At 71.1% G+C, this 19,317-nt stretch carries 20 protein-coding genes, 3 pseudogenes and 1 riboswitch; of the genes and pseudogenes, 12 read left to right on the forward strand and 11 right to left on the reverse strand.

The genetic code is table 11. The features are described 5' to 3' along the window. Positions 1–3: 3 nt before the first annotated feature. From folP to H9L22_RS18000, 6 genes are all read left to right on the forward strand, one after another. Positions 4–849 carry a dihydropteroate synthase gene (folP, locus tag H9L22_RS17980; protein ID WP_455431970.1) on the forward strand — a complete coding sequence of 282 codons (846 nt, stop codon included), beginning with the start codon at positions 4–6 and terminating at the stop codon, positions 847–849. Beyond that, positions 830–1,234 (forward strand): dihydroneopterin aldolase, encoded by a 405-nt coding sequence (gene folB / locus H9L22_RS17985; RefSeq protein WP_226965985.1) that lies wholly within the window; start codon positions 830–832, stop codon positions 1,232–1,234. Before folP ends, folB begins: the two co-directional genes overlap by 20 nt. Beyond that, complete coding sequence (locus H9L22_RS20710) at positions 1,227–1,376, forward strand: hypothetical protein (RefSeq protein ID WP_406707800.1); 150 nt, start codon at positions 1,227–1,229, stop codon at positions 1,374–1,376. The genes folB and H9L22_RS20710 overlap by 8 nt, the downstream gene beginning before the upstream one ends. A 5-nt stretch (positions 1,377–1,381) precedes the next feature. Beyond that, positions 1,382–1,786, forward strand: coding sequence for a 2-amino-4-hydroxy-6-hydroxymethyldihydropteridine diphosphokinase (gene folK, locus H9L22_RS17990; RefSeq protein WP_406707801.1), 405 nt, complete (start codon positions 1,382–1,384; stop codon positions 1,784–1,786). After that, positions 1,783–2,271, forward strand: coding sequence for a DUF3180 family protein (locus tag H9L22_RS17995; protein WP_187721069.1), 489 nt, complete (start codon positions 1,783–1,785; stop codon positions 2,269–2,271). The genes folK and H9L22_RS17995 overlap by 4 nt, the downstream gene beginning before the upstream one ends. Before the next feature lie 73 nt (positions 2,272–2,344). Then, positions 2,345–2,956 (forward strand): hypothetical protein, encoded by a 612-nt coding sequence (locus H9L22_RS18000; RefSeq protein ID WP_187721070.1) that lies wholly within the window; start codon positions 2,345–2,347, stop codon positions 2,954–2,956. 72 nt (positions 2,957–3,028) lie between these two features. Here the strand turns inward: H9L22_RS18000 and H9L22_RS18005 are convergent, their stop codons facing one another. Then, a complete protein-coding gene (locus tag H9L22_RS18005; RefSeq protein WP_226966353.1) occupies positions 3,029–3,616 on the reverse strand; it encodes an NADH-quinone oxidoreductase subunit D-related protein in 588 nt (195 codons plus the stop codon). Continuing rightward, on the reverse strand, positions 3,556–4,131 hold the full coding sequence (locus tag H9L22_RS19330; RefSeq protein WP_226965986.1) for a hypothetical protein: 576 nt from the start codon (positions 4,129–4,131) through the stop codon (positions 3,556–3,558). Before H9L22_RS19330 ends, H9L22_RS18005 begins: the two co-directional genes overlap by 61 nt. Before the next feature lie 84 nt (positions 4,132–4,215). Between H9L22_RS19330 and H9L22_RS18010 the strand changes: the two genes are divergently transcribed. From H9L22_RS18010 to pgsA, 3 genes and pseudogenes are all read left to right on the forward strand, one after another. Beyond that, positions 4,216–4,530: a histone-like nucleoid-structuring protein Lsr2 gene (locus H9L22_RS18010; RefSeq protein ID WP_187721072.1), complete on the forward strand. Its 315-nt coding sequence runs from the start codon at positions 4,216–4,218 to the stop codon at positions 4,528–4,530. A gap of 120 nt (positions 4,531–4,650) precedes the next feature. Further along, positions 4,651–7,157: pseudogene (locus tag H9L22_RS18015) on the forward strand (ATP-dependent Clp protease ATP-binding subunit). Positions 7,158–7,242: 85 nt separating this feature from the next. Beyond that, positions 7,243–7,932, forward strand: a complete 690-nt coding sequence (gene pgsA / locus H9L22_RS18020) for a phosphatidylinositol phosphate synthase (RefSeq protein ID WP_187721073.1) — start codon at positions 7,243–7,245, stop codon at positions 7,930–7,932. On the opposite strand, the gene H9L22_RS18025 is transcribed toward pgsA, so the two are convergent. After that, on the reverse strand, positions 7,836–8,435 hold the full coding sequence (locus H9L22_RS18025) for a TetR/AcrR family transcriptional regulator (protein WP_187721074.1): 600 nt from the start codon (positions 8,433–8,435) through the stop codon (positions 7,836–7,838). The two genes, pgsA and H9L22_RS18025, sit on opposite strands and share 97 nt — an antisense overlap. An 86-nt stretch (positions 8,436–8,521) precedes the next feature. On the opposite strand from H9L22_RS18025, the gene H9L22_RS18030 reads away from it, so the two are divergent. Next, positions 8,522–8,968, forward strand: coding sequence for a DUF2871 domain-containing protein (locus tag H9L22_RS18030; protein WP_187721075.1), 447 nt, complete (start codon positions 8,522–8,524; stop codon positions 8,966–8,968). Then, positions 8,961–10,480 (forward strand): annotated as a pseudogene (locus tag H9L22_RS18035) (MFS transporter). Before H9L22_RS18030 ends, H9L22_RS18035 begins: the two are co-directional and overlap by 8 nt. A 32-nt stretch (positions 10,481–10,512) precedes the next feature. Here H9L22_RS18035 and H9L22_RS18040 read toward each other — a convergent pair. The 5 genes from H9L22_RS18040 to H9L22_RS19340 form a co-directional block, all read right to left on the reverse strand. Further along, positions 10,513–11,367: an ABC transporter ATP-binding protein gene (locus tag H9L22_RS18040; RefSeq protein WP_226965989.1), complete on the reverse strand. Its 855-nt coding sequence runs from the start codon at positions 11,365–11,367 to the stop codon at positions 10,513–10,515. Positions 11,368–11,452: 85 nt separating this feature from the next. Further along, a complete protein-coding gene (locus H9L22_RS18045) occupies positions 11,453–13,117 on the reverse strand; it encodes an ABC transporter permease (protein ID WP_226965990.1) in 1,665 nt (554 codons plus the stop codon). After that, positions 13,096–14,016 (reverse strand): thiamine ABC transporter substrate-binding protein, encoded by a 921-nt coding sequence (locus tag H9L22_RS18050; RefSeq protein ID WP_264292507.1) that lies wholly within the window; start codon positions 14,014–14,016, stop codon positions 13,096–13,098. Before H9L22_RS18050 ends, H9L22_RS18045 begins: the two co-directional genes overlap by 22 nt. A gap of 163 nt (positions 14,017–14,179) precedes the next feature. Next, positions 14,180–14,285, reverse strand: a riboswitch (TPP riboswitch). 18 nt (positions 14,286–14,303) lie between these two features. Then, complete coding sequence (gene disA / locus H9L22_RS18055; RefSeq protein WP_226965992.1) at positions 14,304–15,215, reverse strand: DNA integrity scanning diadenylate cyclase DisA; 912 nt, start codon at positions 15,213–15,215, stop codon at positions 14,304–14,306. Then, on the reverse strand, positions 15,182–15,340 hold the full coding sequence (locus tag H9L22_RS19340; protein WP_226965993.1) for a hypothetical protein: 159 nt from the start codon (positions 15,338–15,340) through the stop codon (positions 15,182–15,184). The genes disA and H9L22_RS19340 overlap by 34 nt, the downstream gene beginning before the upstream one ends. A gap of 98 nt (positions 15,341–15,438) precedes the next feature. On the opposite strand from H9L22_RS19340, the gene H9L22_RS18060 reads away from it, so the two are divergent. After that, positions 15,439–16,188, forward strand: a complete 750-nt coding sequence (locus H9L22_RS18060) for a HEAT repeat domain-containing protein (protein ID WP_187721077.1) — start codon at positions 15,439–15,441, stop codon at positions 16,186–16,188. Here the strand turns inward: H9L22_RS18060 and H9L22_RS18065 are convergent. From H9L22_RS18065 to H9L22_RS18075, 3 genes and pseudogenes are all read right to left on the reverse strand, one after another. Then, a complete protein-coding gene (locus H9L22_RS18065; RefSeq protein WP_187721078.1) occupies positions 16,161–17,258 on the reverse strand; it encodes a HEAT repeat domain-containing protein in 1,098 nt (365 codons plus the stop codon). The genes H9L22_RS18060 and H9L22_RS18065 overlap by 28 nt on opposite strands. Then, positions 17,258–18,636, reverse strand: a pseudogene (gene radA, locus H9L22_RS18070) (DNA repair protein RadA). Before radA ends, H9L22_RS18065 begins: the two are co-directional and overlap by 1 nt. A gap of 38 nt (positions 18,637–18,674) precedes the next feature. Continuing rightward, positions 18,675–19,313 carry a VOC family protein gene (locus tag H9L22_RS18075; protein ID WP_187721079.1) on the reverse strand — a complete coding sequence of 213 codons (639 nt, stop codon included), beginning with the start codon at positions 19,311–19,313 and terminating at the stop codon, positions 18,675–18,677. Between the last annotated feature and the right edge of the window lie 4 nt (positions 19,314–19,317).

The following is a 19,317-nucleotide window of genomic DNA, read 5'->3' on the forward strand; positions in this document are numbered from 1 at the left end:
CCGGTGACCCTCATCATGGGGATCCTGAACGTCACCCCCGACTCCTTCTCCGACGGCGGCGACTTCCTCCGCCACGACGTGGCCGTCGCGCACGCCCTGCGGATGCTCGCCGACGGGGCGGCCATCGTCGACGTGGGGGGCGAGAGCACCCGGCCCGGCGCGGAGCGGGTGGCCGCCGACGAGGAGGCGGCCCGTGTCGTCCCGGTCATCGCCGCCATCGCGGCCGCCGGTGGCACGGTCTCCGTCGACACCATGCGTGCCGAGGTGGCGCGACGGGCCGTCGCAGCGGGAGCCCGCATCGTCAACGACGTCTCCGGAGGACTCGCCGACCCCGACATGGTGGGCGTGGTCGCCGAGGCGGAGGCCGACTTCGTCATCATGCACTGGCGCGCCCACTCGGCCACGATGAGCGACGCCGCACACTACGGCGACGTGGTGGCGGACGTCCGCGACGAACTGCTCGCGCGGCGGGACGCTGCGCTGGCGGCCGGCATCCGGGCCGATCGGATCATCCTCGACCCCGGCCTCGGCTTCGCGAAGACGTGGGACCACAACTGGGCCCTGCTGCGGAACCTCGACACCTTCACCGGCCTGGGGCATCGGCTGCTCGTCGGGGCCTCCCGCAAGGCCTTCCTCGGAGGCCTGCTCGGCGCCCGGGCGCCGCGTGACAGGGACGCCGCCACAGCCGCCGTCACATTCTGGGCCGCGCAGCACGGGGCCTGGGCCGTGCGCACGCACGACATCGTCGGCCAGGCCGATGCACTCGCCGTCGCAGGGCGGCTCCACGACGAACGGCCCCTCGCGCCGCTCCCGCCCCCACCGGGGGAGCGTGCCGGTGGGGTGCGCTAGTCTCGGCCTATCCCGGAGGGAGCGACCCATCGACCGCATCACACTGACCGGACTCACCGCGACCGGTTACCACGGCGTCTTCGAGCACGAGCGCAGGGAGGGCCAGGCGTTCGTCGTCGACGTGGAGCTCGAACTGCCGCTGGAGACCTCTTCCGACGACCTGGACGACACCGTGAGCTACGCCACCATCGCGGATGAGGTGGAGGCCGTGATCTGCGGTGAACCGCGCAATCTCATCGAGACCGTTGCCGGGGAGATTGCCGAGCGTTGCCTCCGCCATGGCAGAGTTGAGCGCGTCACGGTCACCGTGCACAAGCCGCACGCGCCCCTCACCCAGGCGTTCCAGGACGTTTCCGTCACCATCAGTAGGAGTAGACATGTCTAACGGACCCTTTGAGATCGACGTCGATACCCTCGGGAACCTGCGCCCCATCTCGAAGGTCGTGTTCTCGCTCGGCTCGAACCTCGGCGACTCGGCCACGATCCTCCAGGAGGCGGTCGACTACCTGGCCGACACCCCGACCTGATTCTGGTGGAGGTCTCGCCCGTCTATCAGACGACGCCCATCAGCGACATCGAGCAGCCCGACTTCCTGAACCTCGTCGTCGTCGCCGAGTCGACGCTGGAGCCCCTCACCATCCTGGACAGGGCGCTCGCGATCGAGGCGAACTTCGGCCGCACCCGCGAGGTCCCCCACGGTCCGCGGACCCTCGACATCGACGTGATCATGGTGGGCAAGCGGGTCTCCGAGGACGACATCGAGCTTCCCCACCCGCGGGCGCACGAGCGGGCGTTCGTGCTCGTCCCGTGGCACGACGTCGACCCGAACGGCGAACTCGCCGGCCACGGTCCCATCGCGGAACTGCTCGACGAGATCGACACCACGGTGGTGAGCCGCCGCGACGACGTCGTCATCAACGCGAACGTAGGGTTTTGAGCGACCGCCCGACCCTCGGGCTGACCACCGGCCGACAGGCAGCCATCTCGGTCATCAGCGGCGCTGTGATCAGCGGGCTCGTGATCATGGCCTTCGAGGCCGTCGGGTCGTTCCCGCCGGTCGTTCCCTGGACGGTGGCCGCTCTGCTGGCGCTGCTGGCCGTCGCCGTCGCCGTCTACAGCCGGGTGCTGCGTAGACGGCTCAAGGAACACACCGTCCCCTCGCAGGAGTCGGTCACGGCCCTCGTCCTCGGCAAGACCATGGTGATGACCGGGGCCGTGTTCGCCGGCGCCTACGTGATCTACGTCATCCGCTACGCGCAGCTCATCGCGGCGCCGCTGCCCGCCCAGCGCGTCGTCAACGGGGCCGCCACCATCGTGGCCGCGCTGCTGCTCGCAGGCGCCGGCACACTGCTGGAGAGGGCCTGCGTCGTGGACGACGGCGACGACGACCATGAGCAGGGAGGCTCGGCCTCCCCGGCCTGACGGGGCGAACTAACGCGCGACACGCCGACCCGCCGCCCGAAGTAGCGGTTGACATGGACCTAAACTGTGCGCCATGGCTGGTAGACGTGCTGCACAGAAGTCAACGGAGCGCACCATCGCGCTCACGATCCTCGTGGTGGGGTCGATCGCTGCCGTGGCGTCCCTGCTCGGCAACGTGTGGTTCGTCCGCGCGGGCGTCCTCGTCGCCGTCGCCATGGCCTTCGCGGCCGTGGCGCTCGCCTGGCGAGAGCTGCGTCAGGAGCGTGACCAGCACGCGCTGGAGATGCGCCACGAGATGGCGCTGCGGGCCCAGCAGGCCGTGCGGCACCACGAGGAGTCCGTCGCGATGATCGGCCGCTTCAACGCGCGCGCCGAGAACCTGCAGGCGGTCATCGCCAAGCTGCGCTCGCAGGTGGGTTCCGCCCGCGCCGAGCTGAGCAGCATGCGCGGCAACGCCGTCTGGCTCCGCGCGGAGGTGGCTGAGCGTCAGGCCAGGATCGAGGCGCTCGAGGCGCGCATCGTCGAGCTCGAGGCCGAGGAGGCGACGGGCAACGTGGTCGCCCTTCCCCGTAACGCCATGGTCCCGAGCGTCGAGGACATCTGGGGCGAGGACGAGCACCCGACGATGATCGATCTCGCCAAGCTGAACCTGGACGGCATCCCGGAGCTGCGCCGTCACGCCTGAGAGTCGTGCTCCCCTGGGAGCGTGCGAGGGGCCCGAGGTCGACGACCTCGGGCCCCTCTGCGTTGCGGGAGGCTACTTGTCCGCGTCGCCGACCGTGTAGCCGAGGCTCGCGACGACGTCGGCGACCTGGTCCTCCCGGGCCCCCAGCAGCGCGGTGCCCAGCGCCGACAGGTTCGACGACGATGGCGTGCGCAGCGCGACCCGCCACGGGGTCTGCCCGCCCCGGGACACCATGAGGCAGCCGGCGATGCCCCAGGGGGCCTCGATCTCGGTCCGGTGCTCACCTTCCGGGACCTTGAGCCTGCGGGACAGCCGGGTGGAGACCTCTCCCGGCTGGGCCTCAGCCAGCGATGCGGCGGCCCGGATCATGTCGACGCTGCAGCCGAGCTCGTCGATCAGCACCTGGAAGCGGGCATGCGCGTCGCCTGCGGTGCGGGGCTGCACCGGGCGGAAGAGTCGTGGGTAGTCGCAGTAGCCGAGGGCCCGCCGGTCCAGGTCCAGGCCGGCCGCGCGCGCCACGGGGCCGGACAGGCCGAAGCCCAGGCAGGCGTCGCGGTCAAGGACGGCCAGGCCGCGGAAGCGGTCCCCGGCCTCCAGCGTCACCGACAGCTCGGCGGCGAGCCGGGCGACGTCGTCCAGGATCGGATCCAGAGCGTCCAGCCATCCGTCGGGAACGTCGGAGGCGAGCCCCCGACGCGGCCGAGCATGGGATGGATCCGGTTGCCCGCCCAGCCGAGAAGGTGCGTGCGGAGCGCGTCGACCACGCCCCATAACCTCGCTTCGGCCCCGCCTTCGAGCAGATAGGACAGGAAGGACAGATGGCTGTGGACGCGCGCGAGTTCCGCCAGAAGGGTGCGCAGCGTAGAGGCCCGCTCAGGGGCGCGCAACTTCATGGCATTCTCGACGGTCAAAGTGAGGCAGAGTTCGCCGCTGAATGCGGCGAGCCAATCGTGGCGATCTGCGAGCATGATCATGGCGCGGTAGTCGCGCACCTCGAACAATTTCTCGGCAGCCCGGTGGCCGAAACCGCCTCTGACGTCGGCCTCCGTGAGGAATCCGCTTTCCCGCGTGGCCTCGACCGTGATCATTCCGACGCTGGTGGGATGTCGTTCGCCGAGCGATATCTGTCGATATCCGGGGAGGGATAAGCCGCCGATGCTCAGGTTGACGCTCAAGTCTTAGGCTCCCTTGGAATGAACCGGTCGTGGTTGTAGTGTTCCCTATCGTAGTCACCACCCAGTTACCATCAGGAGAACACCATGGCACGCCAGATCCGCGTCTTTCTCACCGACGACATTGACGGCTCAGACGCCGACCGCACTGTCGAATTCTCGCTCGGCTCTGCTTCCTACTCGATCGATCTGAGCGACGCGAATGCCGCCAAGCTCGAGGAGGCGCTCGCCCCGTTCATCGCCAAGGCGCAGCGCGTCGGTCGCACGAGGAAGGCCGCAGCCCCCGGCCGCGGCGCCAACACGGCCGCCGTCCGCGTCTGGGCCAGGGAGAACGGCTTCGAGGTCTCCGACCGCGGTCGCGTCCCGGCCAACGTGCTCGAGGCATACAACGCCGCCCACTGAGGCACCGCCGCGCAGCGCGCCGTTCGCGGTAGGTGAACCGACGGATCAAACTATTCCCTTGGGCCGTTAGTAAGCTTGTAACGTCCCGTCCGGTCTCCCGGGCGGTAGGAGGGAAGTTTCATGTTCGAACGGTTCACGGACCGCGCACGGCGCGTCATCGTCCTCGCGCAGGACGAGGCGAAGCTGCTCAACCACAACTTCATCGGCACCGAGCACATCCTGCTGGGTCTCATCCACGAGGGTGAGGGCGTCGCAGCGAAGGCGCTCGAGTCGCTCGGCATCGCGCTCGAAGCGGTCCGGGAGCAGGTCGAGGAGATCATCGGCCAGGGCCAGCAGGTCCCCACCGGTCACATCCCCTTCACGCCGCGGGCGAAGAAGGTCCTCGAGCTCTCGCTCCGCGAGGCGCTGCAGATGAACCACAGCTACATCGGCACCGAGCACATCCTGCTCGGCCTCATCCGCGAGGGTGAGGGTGTCGCGGCCCAGGTGCTGATCAAGCTCGGCGCCGACCTGAGCCGTGTTCGCAGCACCGTGCTGCAGCTGATCAACGGCTACCAGGGCCGCGAGGCCTCCATGTCCGGCGCCCCCGACCAGGGTCCCGAGAAGGGCAACTCGCAGGTCCTCGACCAGTTCGGTCGCAACCTGACGCAGGCCGCCCGCGAGAACCAGCTCGACCCGGTCATCGGCCGCACGCAGGAGATCGAGCGCGTGATGACGGTGCTGAGCCGTCGCACCAAGAACAACCCGGTGCTGATCGGCGAGCCCGGAGTCGGCAAGACCGCCGTCGTCGAGGGCCTTGCGCAGGCCATCGTGCGCGGCGACGTCCCCGAGACGCTGCGCGACAAGCAGATCTACACGCTGGATCTCGGCGCGCTGGTCGCGGGTTCCCGCTACCGCGGTGACTTCGAGGAGCGCCTCAAGAAGGTGCTCAAGGAGATCAAGACCCGCGGCGACATCATGCTCTTCATCGACGAGATCCACACCCTGGTGGGTGCGGGTGCCGCCGAGGGCGCGATCGACGCCGCCAGCATCCTCAAGCCGATGCTGGCCCGTGGCGAACTGCAGACCATCGGCGCCACCACGCTCGACGAGTACCGCAAGCACATCGAGAAGGACGCCGCGCTCGAGCGGCGCTTCCAGCCGATCCAGGTCGCGGAGCCGACGGTCGCCCTGACCGTCGACATTCTCAAGGGCCTGCGTGACCGGTACGAGGCGCACCACCGCATCACCATCACCGACGAGGCGCTCGTCGCCGCCGCCACGATGGCCGACCGCTACATCCAGGACCGGTTCCTGCCCGACAAGGCCATCGACCTGATCGACGAGGCCGGAGCCCGTCTCCGCATCCAGCGGATGACGGCGCCGCCGGACCTGCGGGAGTTCGACGAAGCCCTGGCGGCGAACAAGGTGGAGAAGGACTCCGCCATCGACGCGCAGGACTTCGAGCGGGCCGCCCGGCTGCGTGACGAGGAGCAGAAGCTCCGCGCCCAGCGGGCCGAGCGGGAGGAGGCCTGGAAGCAGGGCGACTCCGACATTCCCGCTGTCGTCGGCGAGGAGGAGATCGCCGTCGTGCTCTCCGGCTCGACGGGCATCCCGGTGTTCAAGCTCACGGAGGAGGAGTCGCAGCGGCTGCTCCGCATGGAACAGGAGCTGGGCAAGCGGTACATCGGACAGGACGACGCCGTCAAGGCGCTGTCGCGTTCGATCCGCCGCACCAGGGCAGGTCTCAAGGATCCGAAGCGACCCAGCGGCTCGTTCATCTTCGCCGGCCCTCCGGCGTCGGTAAGACGGAGCTGACGAAGGCGCTTACCGAGTTCCTGTTCGGCGACGAGAACGCCCTGATCACCCTCGACATGAGCGAGTATTCCGAGAAGCACACCGCCTCCCGGATGTTCGGCTCGCCTCCCGGCTACGTCGGCTACGAAGAGGGTGGCCAGCTGACCGAGAAGGTCCGCCGCAAGCCGTTCTCCGTCGTGCTCTTCGACGAGATCGAGAAGGCGCACCCGGATATCTTCAACTCGCTGCTGCAGATCCTGGACGAGGGTCGACTGACCGACGCCCAGGGCCGCGTCGTGGACTTCAAGAACACCGTGATCGTGATGACCACGAACCTCGGTACGCGGGACATTTCGAAGTCCGTGAACCTGGGCTTCTCGAAGGCCGGCGATGCCGAGTCGAGCTACGAGAAGATGAAGGCCAAGGTGTCCGACGAGCTGAAGCAGCACTTCCGCCCCGAGTTCCTGAACCGCGTCGACGAGATCGTCGTGTTCCACCAGCTGTCGCAGGCCGACATCGAGCGGATCGTCGACCTGATGGTGGCCCAGATCGAGGACCGTCTGCGCGACAAGGACATGGGCATCGAGCTCACGCCTGCCGCCAAGACCCTCATCGCCAAGCGCGGCTTCGATCCGGTTCTCGGCGCCCGCCCGCTGCGGCGTGCTCTCCAGCGCGACATCGAGGACATCCTCGCCGAGAAGATCCTGTTCGGAGAGATCACGGCCGGACAGATCGTCCTGGTCGACGTCGCCGAGGAGGGGGCGGATCTCCCGTTCAGCTTCCAGGGCGTCGCCCGGTCCGAGGTGGCCGCCGACGCGTCCCTGCTGACCGGCAGCGGTGCCGCCGAGTGACGGCAGACTGATCCGACGCACCTGAGGGGGCGGGCCGCTGCGGCCCGCCCCCTCACGCGTCGCCGGGGTCGCTACCGTTGGCCCCATGTTCTCCAGGCTCCGCAGCCTCTATGGCCGCCTGCTCACGCCGGGGGCGCGGCTGCTGACGCGGCTCGGCGTGACGCCCAGCGCCGTCACCGTCCTCGGCACGGTGCTGGTCTGCGTCCTCGCGCTGACGCTCCTGCCCGCCGGCCGGCTCGCGTCCGGCTCGGCGCTCATCCTCCTCGCCCTGCTCGGCGACGGCCTCGACGGCACCATGGCCAGGCTGTCCGGGCGGGAGACGCGCTTCGGCGCGTTCCTCGACTCCACGCTCGACCGCGTCGCCGACGCCGCCATCTTCTGTGGGCTGGCGTGGTGGGCCTTCCCCGGGCGCCCCGCCGTCGCCGCCACCGCGCTGGCTGCGCTGGTGACCGGATTTCTCGTCTCCTACGCCCGGGCCCGGGCGGAGGCGGAGGGCTGGGACGCGTCCGTCGGCCTCTTCGAGCGCACCGATCGGCTCGTGGTGACGCTGGCCGCCGCCTTCGCCGTCGGTGTGGGGGCCCCGGACGGCGTCCTGGTCGTCGCGCTCGGCATCGTCGCGGTGGGCAGCGCCGTCACCGTCGGGCAGCGGATCGGGGCGGCGCTCAGGGCCGCCAGGGCTCAGACGGCCGCGGCGACCGCGGACGCGACGAGTGCGTCGGTGGCCAGCGTCGCCGCCGACACGACCCGCTCGAGGTCGACGCCCGAGTCGAGCTGATCGAAGGCCGCCCGCAGCAGGCCCAGGGTCAGGAAGGCGTACAGCCGGGCGTCCTCGGCGTCGGGGACCAGCGCCGCCCAGGCGTCACCGACCCAGTCGCGCAGGATGCGGTGCGCGTGGTCGGCGACGGCGGCGGCCGCGGGGGAGGTGCCTGCCCCGGAGCGGCCTATCTCCATGAGCCAGCCGTGCCCCATGACCGAGGCCTGTTCGAGATTGACCCGGACCCACTCGACGAGCCGACGCTGCGGGTCGTCGATGTCCTGCAGCACCGTCGTGACGGCGTGGTCCCACCCCGGCAGGTACCGCTGGAGGACCATGCCGTGGAGGTCGTCGACGCTGTCCACGTACCGGTAGATCGAGTTGCGGGCTATGCCGGCGGCGGCGCTGACGGCGCCCGCCGTGAGCTTCTCCCCGTCGCGCAGCATGCGCTCGGCGGCGTCGACCAGCGCAGAGCGCACCTGCTCGCGGTGCTCCGCGACTGTCGGGGCGGCGATTCGAGGCATGTGGGCATTCTTCCATGGAGTTTGACGACAGGGTGTCTCCAACCTAGCATTGTTAGAGACAGTGTGTCCCCAAAGTTAGGATCGTCATGGCCAAGGCACTCAAGACCCAGTACTTTCTCGCGTCGGCGTACACCGCGCTCGGCCTGCTCAGCGGCCTGTTCTACCGGGAGTTCACGAAGTTCAACGGCCACCCGGGCGGCACGCAGCTGGCCGTGGTCCACACCCACTGGCTGACGCTCGGCGCCATCTGCGGGCTCCTGTTCCTCCTGCTGGAGAAGCAGTTCGAGCTGAGCGGGCTGCGCAAGCGGTGGACCGCGTTCCTCATCACCTTCAACGTGGGCGTCCTTCTGACCGGCATCATGATGATCGTCAAGGGCTGCCTCCAGGTGCTCGGCAACTCCTTCGCCGACTCCCCGATGATCGCCGGCATGTCGGGCCTCGGCCACATGAGCGTGACCGCGGGCTTCGTCCTCCTGCTCCTGATGCTCGGCACCCGGATCGGGTTCTTCGACAAGAAGAACGCGGATGCCTGATACCCCCACCGTCGCGACGGGGAAGCCCGCCACCGTGCTGTCCGGCAGCCGCCGCTGGGTGGCGCTCGGCATCCTCGCCGTCTCGCTCGGCATCGTCGTGCTGGACGGCACCATCGTCGGCGTCTCGCTGCCGGTGATCATCCGCGACCTCGACATGTCGCTGACCAACGCCGAATGGGTCAACAGCCTCTACTCGGTCGTGTTCGCGGCGTTGCTGCTGACGGCGGGCCGCCTCGGCGACCGGCACGGGCGGCGCACGACGCTCATCGCAGGCATCGCCCTCTTCGCCCTCGGCAGCGTGCTGGCCGCGCTGTCCGGCGGAGCGGGGGCCCTCATCGCGGCGAGGGCCGTCCAGGGCGTCGGCGGAGCACTCATCCTGCCCTCCACGCTGTCGACGGTGAACGCCACGTTCCGCGGCAAGGACCGCGCGGTCGCCTTCGGCGTCTGGGGGGCCGTCATGTCCGGCGCCGCGGCGCTCGGGCCGCTGCTCGGCGGGCTGCTGACCAAGTACGCCACCTGGAACTGGATCTTCTGGGTCAACGTGCCCATCGGCGCAGTGCTCATCGTGCTCACCCTGATCTACGTCGACGACACCCGTGGCGACCGTGCCCTCGGGTTCGACGTCCTCGGCCCCGTCCTCGCTGCGGTCGGCTTCGGCGCGCTGGTGTTCGGACTCATCGAGGGCGCGAACCTCGGCTGGTGGACCCCGGAGAACGAACTGGTCGTCGGGGGCTTCACGTGGGGCCTCGACGCGCCGGTCTCCCCGGTGCCCGTGGCCCTCGTCCTCGGTGCGGCGTTTGTCGCCTTGTTCGTGTGGCACGAGCGTCGCCTGCGCGGTGTCGGGATCCTCGACACGTCGCTGTTCAGCATCCCGAGCTTCGCGTGGGGCAACGTCACGGCGGGTCTCGTCGCCGTGGGCGAGTTCGCCCTGATCTTCGTGCTGCCGCTCTACCTCACGATCACGCTCGGTCTCGACACCCTCGGCGCCGGGCTCGTGCTGGTCACCATGGCGCTCGGCGCCTTCGTCGCAGGGGCCTCCGCCGGCACCTCGCCGCGGCGCTCGGCGCCGCCCGCGTCGTGATCCTCGGGCTGGCGCTCGAGGTAGTCGGCGTGGCTGCCACGGGCGTGCTGGTCGGCCTGCAGGCCGGCTCCTGGTGGGTCGCCGCCACGATGCTCGTCTACGGCGTCGGCGTGGGCCTCGCGTCGGCCCAGGTGACGTCCCTGGTGCTGGGCGACGTGCCCGTCGCGATGTCGGGAGCGGGCTCGGCCGTGCAGTCGACCGTGCGTCAGGTGGGGTCCGCGATCGGTGCCGCCATGGGCGGGACGGTGCTGGCCGTCGCGCTCGGCACCCACGTCCTGCAGCAGGCGACGCCGGACTCCATGGCACACGCGAGCGCCTGGGCCGTGTGGGCCGCGGCTGCCGTGCTCGCCGTGGGGCTGATCGCGGCGCTGCGCCTCAAGGCAACGGTGCGCCACGGCTCGGCCGCGGCGATGGAGCCCGAGGCCGCCTGACGCCCGTCAGGCCAGCACCCGCGCCCCGCCGATCAGGCGGACGCGGACGCTGGGGGCCGTGACGCGGTCAGGGCTGCTGACCGCGGCCCGCTGGCCGTCCGGCAGCCTGACCCACACCTCGACGTCGTCCGGCGTGTAGCCCTGGTCGAGCACCTCGACCTCGGCGCCGTCGGCGGCGAGGACCAACGAACTGGGCAGGACCCGAGGACCTGACCCACCTCCAGTCGGCCGGCCCAGCCGAGCTCCTCCGCGGTGGCCTGGGTGATGAAGGCGCGCGCGCCCAGGAAGGCGGCCACCTGGCGGGAGGCAGGCGCGTGGCGCAGGTCCTCCGGGGCGGCCACCTGCAGCAGTTCTCCCTCATCCAGGACGGCGACCCGGTCGGCGACGGTGTAGGCCTCCTGGTGGTCGTGGGTCACATAGATCGCAGTGGTCTCCGTCTCCCGCAGGATGCGCGCGAGGTCCTCGGTGAGCCGGCGACGCAGCCCGGAGTCCAGCGCCGACAGGGGCTCGTCCAGCAGGATCATCCGGGGCCGCGGCGCCAGCGAGCGGGCCAGCGCGACACGCTGCGCCTGGCCGCCGGAGAGTTCCGTGGGGCGCCTGTCCTCGTATCCCTCGAGCCCCACCAGCCTCAGCAGCTCGGCCACGCGGGCCCGCTGCTCGGTGCGGGGCAGGCGGCCGAGCCCGTAGGCGATGTTGCGGCCCACGGTCATGGTGGGGAAGAGCTGGCCGTCCTGGAACACCAGCCCGAAGTTCCGCTTGTGCACCGGCACGCCGTCGAGGGGGACGCCGTCCCACGTGAGCCGGCCGCCCGCGAGGGGCTCCAGTCCGGCGACGGCGCGCAGCAGCGTCGACTTCCCCGACCCGGAGGCGCCGAGCAGGGCGACCACCTCGCCGGGGAGACCCCCAGGCTGACCGAGTCCACGGCGGTGAGCGCCCCGTACCGGATCGTCGCGTCGATGATCTGCAGACCGGCTACCACGCGGCCACCTCCTTGGGTCGCAGCCGCTCGGCGGCGGCCATCGTCAATCCTGCCAGGGCCGCCAACAGCACGGAGGCGGCCAGCGCCATGCCGTACGACTCGGCTCCCGGGCGCCCGAACAGGCGGAAGATCAGCACCGGCAGCGTGGGGTTGTCCGGCCGGGCCAGGAACGAGGTCGCCCCAAACTCGCCCAGCGACGTGGCGAACGCGAAGCCGACGGCGAGGCCCAGCCCGCGCCACAGGTGGGGGAGCTCCACCCGGGCCAGCACCGCCAGCGGCGGGGAGCCGAGCGTGGCGGCGGCCTCGAGCTGGCGTGGGTCGATGGCGCGCAGCACGGGCAGGAGCGAGCGCACGACGAGCGGCAGCGCGACCACCGCCTGCGCGATGGGGATGAGCACCACGGAGCTGCGCAGGTCCAGCGGCGGCCGGTTGAGCGTGATGAGGTACCCGAACCCGACGGTGACCGCGGACACGCCGAGCGGCAGCAGGAACAGGGCCTCCAGCGTCGACAACGCCCGCCTCCCGGCCGCGGCCCGGGGCCTGCGCGACGCGACCAGCGCGACGATCAGGCCCAGCGGCACGGCGATGGCCGTGGCCGCGAGCGCAGTGACCAGCGAGGTGGCCAACGCGGCCGGCAGGGTCGATCCAGCGACCGACCCGGTGACGAGGTCGGCGTAGTTGGCCGTCGTCAGCCCGCCGCCACGGTGCAGTGACCTCCACGCCAGGTTCACCAGCGGCAGGCCGATCAGGAGCAGCGCCACGCCCAGCGTGATGCCCAACGCGACGATGTCGCGCGGGAGCCGGAGCGGCGTCGAGCCGCTTCCCGCCGGCTGGAGCCGGAGCGCGGCCGTCAACCGGGCCTGCGTCCGCGACGACGACCAGAGCGCCGCCGTGACGATGATCAGCTGCGTGATCGACAACGCTGCGGCACCACGCAGGTCGAGCAGCTGCGTGGTCAGGAACCAGATCTGGGTCTCGATGCTCTCGTAGCGCGTCTGTCCGAGCACCATGACGATCCCGTAGGAGGAGGCGCTGAACAGGAACACGAGCGACGCGGCCGAAACGAGGGCGGGGCCCAGCGCGGGCAGCGTCACGGTGAACAGCACCCGCAGCTGCGAGGCGCCGAGCGTGGCGGCCGCCTGCGCGAGCCGCGGGTCCAGGCGCTCCCACAGCGTGCCGATGGTGCGGACCGCCACCGAGTAGTTGAAGAAGACCAGCGCGGCGATGATCGGGGCGGCGGTGCCGTCGAGGCCCAACCCGCCGAGAAGGCCGTCGGGGCGCAGCAGCGACCCGAACGCCACGCCGACGACCACGGTCGGCAGGACGAACGGGATCGTGACGGCCGTCCGCAGCGCGGTGACGCCCCTGAAGCGCCTGCGGTAGAGGAGCCAGGCCCCGGGCACCCCCAGCGCCAGGCACAGGACGGTCGACGCGGTGGCCGACCACAGGGTGAACCCGATGGCCCGCCAAGTGCGCGTGGAGGTGAAGACCCGGCCGAGCGCGCCAGGATCGAACGAGCCGCCGTCGAAGAAGCCACGCAGGATCAGCGCGGCCGCCGGCCAGGCGAAGAAGACGGTGAGGAAGGCCGCCGGGACGAGCGCCGCGGTCACCCACGACGCCCGCCAGGCAAGGCGGCTCAGCCGATCTCGTCGGTCCACTGCAGGAGCCACGCGTCGCGGTTCGCTCCGAGTTCCTCGGCGGACAACTCGATCGGGGCGGCGGGGACAGGGGCGAACGCCGCCCACTCCTCGGGAAGTTCGGCGGTCGCCAGCGCCGGATACATGTACATGTCGCCCGGGATGGCTGCCTGCACCTCGGGGCTCGCCAGGAAGTCGACGAACGCCCGGGCGCCCGCCTCGTTCTCGGCCCCGGCCAGCACGCCAGCGTATTCGACCTGCCGGAAGCACGTCTCGGGCAGGGCGGTGGTCGTCGTGGCACCGTCGGTCACGGTGTAGGCGGGGGAGCTGGCGTAGCTGAGCACCAGCGGCCGGGGGCCCTTGCCGTCGGCGCCCGAGAAGTCGGTGTAGTACGCCTCGGTCCAGCCAGAGGCCACCTTCAGGCCGTTGGCCTCCAGCGACTTCCAGTAGTCGACCCAGCCCTCTCCCTTCACTCCGATCGTCGCGGCGAGGAACGCGAGGCCGGGCGACGACGAGGCGGGGCTGGTGACGACCAGCAGGTCCTTGTACTCGGGGCGGGCCAGGTCGTCGAGGGTGACGGGCAGTGCGAGACCCTTCTCCTCGAACCAGGCGACGTCCGCGTTGATGCACACGTCGCCGAAGTCGATCGGCGTGAGGCCCGGCTGGGGCTCCAGACCCGGCACAGGATCCGTCAGGGCGGGCGACAGGTAGTCCGCGAGCACCCCCTCGGCGACGGCGCGGGCCGACGACGTGTTGTCGATGCCGTAGACGGCGTCGCCGAGCGGCGCGTCCTTGGTCAGAACCAGCTGGTTGACCAGCGCGATCGAGGCGTCCTGCGTCAGGTACGTGACCCGGTAGCCCGTCTGCTCCTCGAAGGCGGCCTTGAGATCGTCGGGCAGCGAGAACGACTCGTGCACCACGACGGTGAGTTCCTTCGACGCCGAGGCGGACGGGGCCGCCGCGGAGGGGTCGGAGGGCCCGGGTCCTGGGCGCCGCCGGTGCAGGCGCTCAGCAGCAGGGCGACGGCGAGCGTCGCGAGCGGAAGTCGCTTCATGTTCGGTCTCCTTTCGGAGGCTCGGCGCGTGCCGAGGAGATCCCACTCCCTACGCCGGTGCTAACCGGATCAGGTTGGAGGGTCTGCGGAGGGTCCGCACTCTCAGCGCCCCACGGCGCTCCCCTGTGTGTCAGGAACCAACCCTAGCCGCGTCTACGCGCCGTCGGTAATCCGCAGGAGCGCGTCTCGGATCTGCCTGGCGCGCCGCGTGCCGACCCCCTCCAGTTCCATGAGCTGACTCACCGAGGCGCCGAACAGCTCCTGCAGAGAGAACCCGTCCACCAGCTTGGCGACGAGCGGACGCGGCAGGCGGCCCGTGTTCGTGAGGAGCCGCACGCCACGGGTGGTGAGGTGCTGTTCGAGGTTCGCGTTGGGCCCGAAGCCGAGGTGCTCGGCCACGAGCTGTCCACTGAACAGTTCCTCGGGGGAGAAATTGCCCAGGGTGGTCAGGTCGAAGGCCTCGCGGGAACTCACGTGCCCCGCGTAGTCGGCGGTCAGCAGCTCGCCCAGGCCCTCGAACGTCAGGCCGAGGTCGGCGTGCTGGAGGGCGAGCAGGCGTCCCTCCACGCCCAGCAGGTCGAGGTGGAACTGCATCTCGGACGACAGCCGCCTGGTGAGCTCGAGGCGGTGCGCCACATGCGTGAGGTCGCGCAGCGTCACCTGCTCGCCGATCTCGAGGATGTCGAACTGGTCCAGCAGGTCGCCGAGCCGCTGGGAGATGCGGGCCAGCGTCGCCAGCGTCTGGTTGGCGCGGCTGATGACCTGCGGAACCGTCTCGACGAGATGACGGCGGCCGTCGAGGAAGAGCGAGATGGTCGACATCGAGGCGGACACGGTGATGACGGGGACGCCGGTGGCCTGCGCCGTCCGGTCGGCGGAGCGGTGCCGGGTGCCGGTCTCCGCCGTGGGCAGATCGCCCGCGGGAACGAGGTGCACGCCCGCCGCCACGATCCGGGTGAGGTCCTTCGACAGGATGATGGCGCCGTCCAGCTTCGCGAGCTCCCGCAGCTTCTGCTCCGTGAACTCGACGTTCAGGTCGAACCCGCCCGAGCACACCTGCCGCACGAGGGACCGTCGCCCAGCACGATCAGGGCGCCGGTCCGACCGTGCAGGATCCGGTCGATGCCGGCCCGCAGGGGCGTTCCGGGGGCGATCAGCTTCAGGTAGCGGCGCACATTGAGCTTGGACAAGGGCTCCTCCTCGGATCGACCACAGTCTAGGACCCGCGACGGTGGGGCGGAGGGTCGGATTTGACCCTGACGTCGCGTCAACGTTTAGCGTCAGGAACATGAACAGCACCCAGAACCTCATCGACACCCTGAACCACGACGACGGCACCCAGCGTCGGCAGGCCGCGCTGCAGCTCGGCGCGGTCGAGGGAGCGGGGATCGCGGATGCCCTCCTGACGCGGCTGCGCCAGGAGCCCTCGTCCTGCGTCCGGGAGGACCTGACCTGGGCGCTCGTCCAGCACAGGGACGAGATCGAGACCGACCTGGTCGACATGCTCGGCAGCGAGTCGGCGTTCGACAGGAAGACGGCCGCCCACGTGATCAGCAAGGTCGCCGACCCGCGGCACTTCGAGGCCGTGGTCGCGGTTGTGGCCGATGCCGACGCGGATGTGGCGATCAAGGGCTACCGGGCCGCCGCGAACACGGGTGGCCCTGCGGCCGTCCCGGCACTGGCGTCCCGCCTCGGGGACGGCGAGCAGCTGCAGCGGGACGCGCTGACCAGCGCCTTCGTCCGCATCGGCACCCCGGCGGTGCCCGCGCTCGTCGCGGCGCTGACGGCGGAGCGGGTCGAGGTGCGTGAGCACGCCGCCGACGCGCTCGGCCACCTGGGCTCCGACGCCGACGAGGCGGCCACCGCGCTGGAGGCCGCGGCCGCCGACGTGGACGCCGAGGTGCGTCTGGCCGCCGTCTCCGCGCTCGGGCAGCTCGACGGCGCGGCCGACGCGCCGCTCGGAAGGCTCGCCTCCGGCGTTGACCCCATGGTCGCCGCGGTGGCCACGGCCTACCTGGCGGACCGCCCCTCCGCCTGACGGTCCGCGGCGAGCCGGGCGGCGATGAGCCGGACCCGGCCGTCCGCGGTGTCGGCGACGCGGCGGATCGTTCCTGTCGCCGCGTCGCCGGGCAGCAGCCCGATCGCCAGCAGCGCCGCCTCCTGCACGGCCGGTTCCCGGTCGGCGAGGGCGGCGCTCAGCGGTGCGAGCGAGGCCACGTCGCCGATGGCGCCGAGGGCCTCGGCAGCATGTTCCCGCAGCAGGTCGGACGGCGAGTCGGCGAGCACCCTCTCCAGCGGGCCGCGGGCGCCGGCATGGGCCGCCAGGGCATGGGTGGCCTCGTCGCGCACCAGGCTCCTCGGGTCGCCCAGCGCCTCCACCAGCGACGCGACGGCCGCGTCGTCGGCTAGCTGGCCGAGGCTGAACGCGGCCTTCGCCGCCACCCGCTCCACAGGATCGCCCACCAGGTCGACCAGCACAGCCACCCCCGCCGGGTCACGGAGCTTCCCCAGGATGTGGGCCAGGGCATGCCTGGCGAGCTCGTCGCCGCCCCGGAGCCGGCTCAGCAGCGGGCCCAGCGCTCCGGGGCGCTGGGTGAGCGCCCACGCCGCCCCCTCCCGCACGCCGGGTTCGGGATCCAGCAGCAGGTCGATCAACTCGTCGAGGGGGGCCTCCGTCGCGCCGCGCAGCGTGGCCTCGAACCGGACGGGCGCATCGGGGTGCCGCAACCGCTCCGTCAGCTGGATCACCTCCAGCACGTCCTCCCAACCGGTCCCGGCCGCCTGCTGCAGCCGCCGCAGCCGCGTCAGGAGCTCCTCCTCCTGCGCGATGCGCCGCTCGACCTCGGCCACGTGCCTGGCCAGCATCGTCGCCGCGTCGGCCCCCGGATCGTCCAGCGCCTCTGCCACCTCGGCGAGCGAGAGCCCGAGCGACTTGAGGTGCTGGATCTCCAGCAGCCGCTCCAGGTCGGCGCGCGAATACAGCCGGTAGTCGCCGTCGCTGCGTCCGCCGGGGACCAGCAGCCCGAGATGGTCGTAGTGCCGCAGCGTCCGCTGCGTCAGCCCCGTGCGTCGGGCCACCTCGCCGATCCGGAGCCAGGGGCCGTCCATCAGTTGCCTCGGCGCAGGTCGAGCATCCCGAGGGCGTCGGCCAGCGACTCGACCTCGACCACCCGCAGCCCGCCGAGCCGCGGCACCTTGATGGTGACGTCGCGCGATCCCTTCGGGACGACCGCCAGCTCGAAGCCGAGGCGGGCCGCCTCCGCGAGCCGTCGCTCCACGCCCGGCACGCGCCGCAGGTCGCCGGCGAGGCCGACCTCGCCGAGCGCGAGCAGCCGCTTGGGGTAGTGGCGGTCGAGCATCGCCGAGGCGACGGCGACGGCGGCGGCGAGGTCCACGGACGGGTCGGTGACGCGGGCGCCGCCGACGGTGGAGACGTAGACGTCGTTTGCGGAGAGCGGCAGCCGGGCCTTGCGCTCCAGCACCGCCAGGACCATCGCGATCCGCGACCCGTCGAGGCCGTGCGTCGTGCGGCGCGGCGACGACTGGTTGGGGGAGGGGGCCACCAGGGCCTGGATCTCGGCCAGCAGCGGCCGCCGTCCCTCCAACGTGACCGTCACGCACGTGCCGGGGACCGGCTCGTCGTGCGCCGTCGTGAAGAGTCCCGACGGGTCGGGCACCTCGACGATGCCCTTCTCGCTCATCTCGAAGCAGCCGACCTCGTCCGCCGGCCCGTAGCGGTTCTTCGTGGCCCGCACCATGCGGAAGCCGGAGTGGCGGTCGCCTTCGAACGTGAGCACCACGTCGACCAGGTGCTCCAGCGTGCGGGGGCCGGCGATGCCCCGTCCTTCGTGACGTGGCCCACGAGGATGGCGGCCATGGCCTGTCGCTTGGCGACGCGGGCGATCGCGGAGGTGATCTCACGCACCTGGGAGGGGCCGCCGGGGGCGCCGTCGGTCTGGGCCGTCGAGATGGTCTGCACCGAGTCGAGGATCAGCAGCGACGGGCGGACCTCCTCGATGTGGCCCAGCACCGTGCCGAGGTCGGTCTCGGAGGCGAGATAGAGGGCGTCGTCGACGGCGCCCGTCCGCTCGGCGCGCAGCCGGACCTGGGACGCCGACTCCTCACCCGAGATGTACAGGGTGGTCCCACCGGAGCGGGCCCACTTCGCGGCGACGTCGAGCAGCAGGGTCGATTTGCCGACACCCGGCTCGCCGGCCAGCAGCATGACGGCGCCCGGGACGATGCCGTCGCCGAGCACGCGATCGAGTTCGGCGATGGTGGTGAGTTTCCGCGTGGCGGTGTCGGTGGGCACCTGGGAGATGGGCACGGCCCTGTCCACCGGAACCGACGAGGCCACCTCCCGCAGCTTCGCGGCGCCCCGTTCGACGACGGTGCCCCAGGCCTGGCATTCGCCGCAGCGGCCGACCCAACGCACGGAGGTCCAGCCGCACTCGGAGCAGTGGTAGGTGTCCTGATTTTTCGCCACGCCAGAAGCCTAGGCGGTGGCGCAGACAATCCTGCGGATCAGATGGTGACGGTGCCCTTGGCGGGGGAGTCGAACGTGACGCTCGCGATGCCGGGCATGCCGCTCGGGGTCACGAGATCGAGGCTCACGCCGTCGAACTCGCTGCCGACCTCCGCGCCCAGCCACTCGGACAGGCGCTCCGCAGAACCCGAGATCTGGATGGCCTCGAGCTTCACGTCGCCGGCCAGGGCCGAGGGACGCAGGGACTCGTCGGACTTCCACTCCAGGAAGTAGGGCAGCTGCGGATCCGCGATCAGTCCCCGGATGCCGATCTGCACCCATTCGAGGCGACGGCCGTCGGGGAACAGGCGCGAGCCGGGGACGGCGGAGCGGTCGAGGCGCTGCTCGAAGCTGGCGATGGTGGGGACGCTGACGACCCAGCCGAGCCAACCGCCACCCATCTCGGAGCGGGCCCGCACGGCCTGGCCGAACGCCGCCTTCTCCGCAGCCGGGTGGTCGAGCACCTCGACCACCTCGATGTAGCGCGCATCAGCCAGCGGGATGATGTGGTTGCGCGTGCCGAACCGCGGGTGGAACCCGCCGTCCTTGTAGTCGGTGCCGAGGGCGGCGGCGAGCCGTTCGGCCTCCGCCTTGAGGCCGCCCGGACCGGTCGCGTACATGAGATGGTCCACGTGCATGGCC

The sequence above is a fragment of the Tessaracoccus defluvii genome (genome assembly GCF_014489575.1).
Classification (GTDB): domain Bacteria; phylum Actinomycetota; class Actinomycetes; order Propionibacteriales; family Propionibacteriaceae; genus Arachnia; species Arachnia defluvii.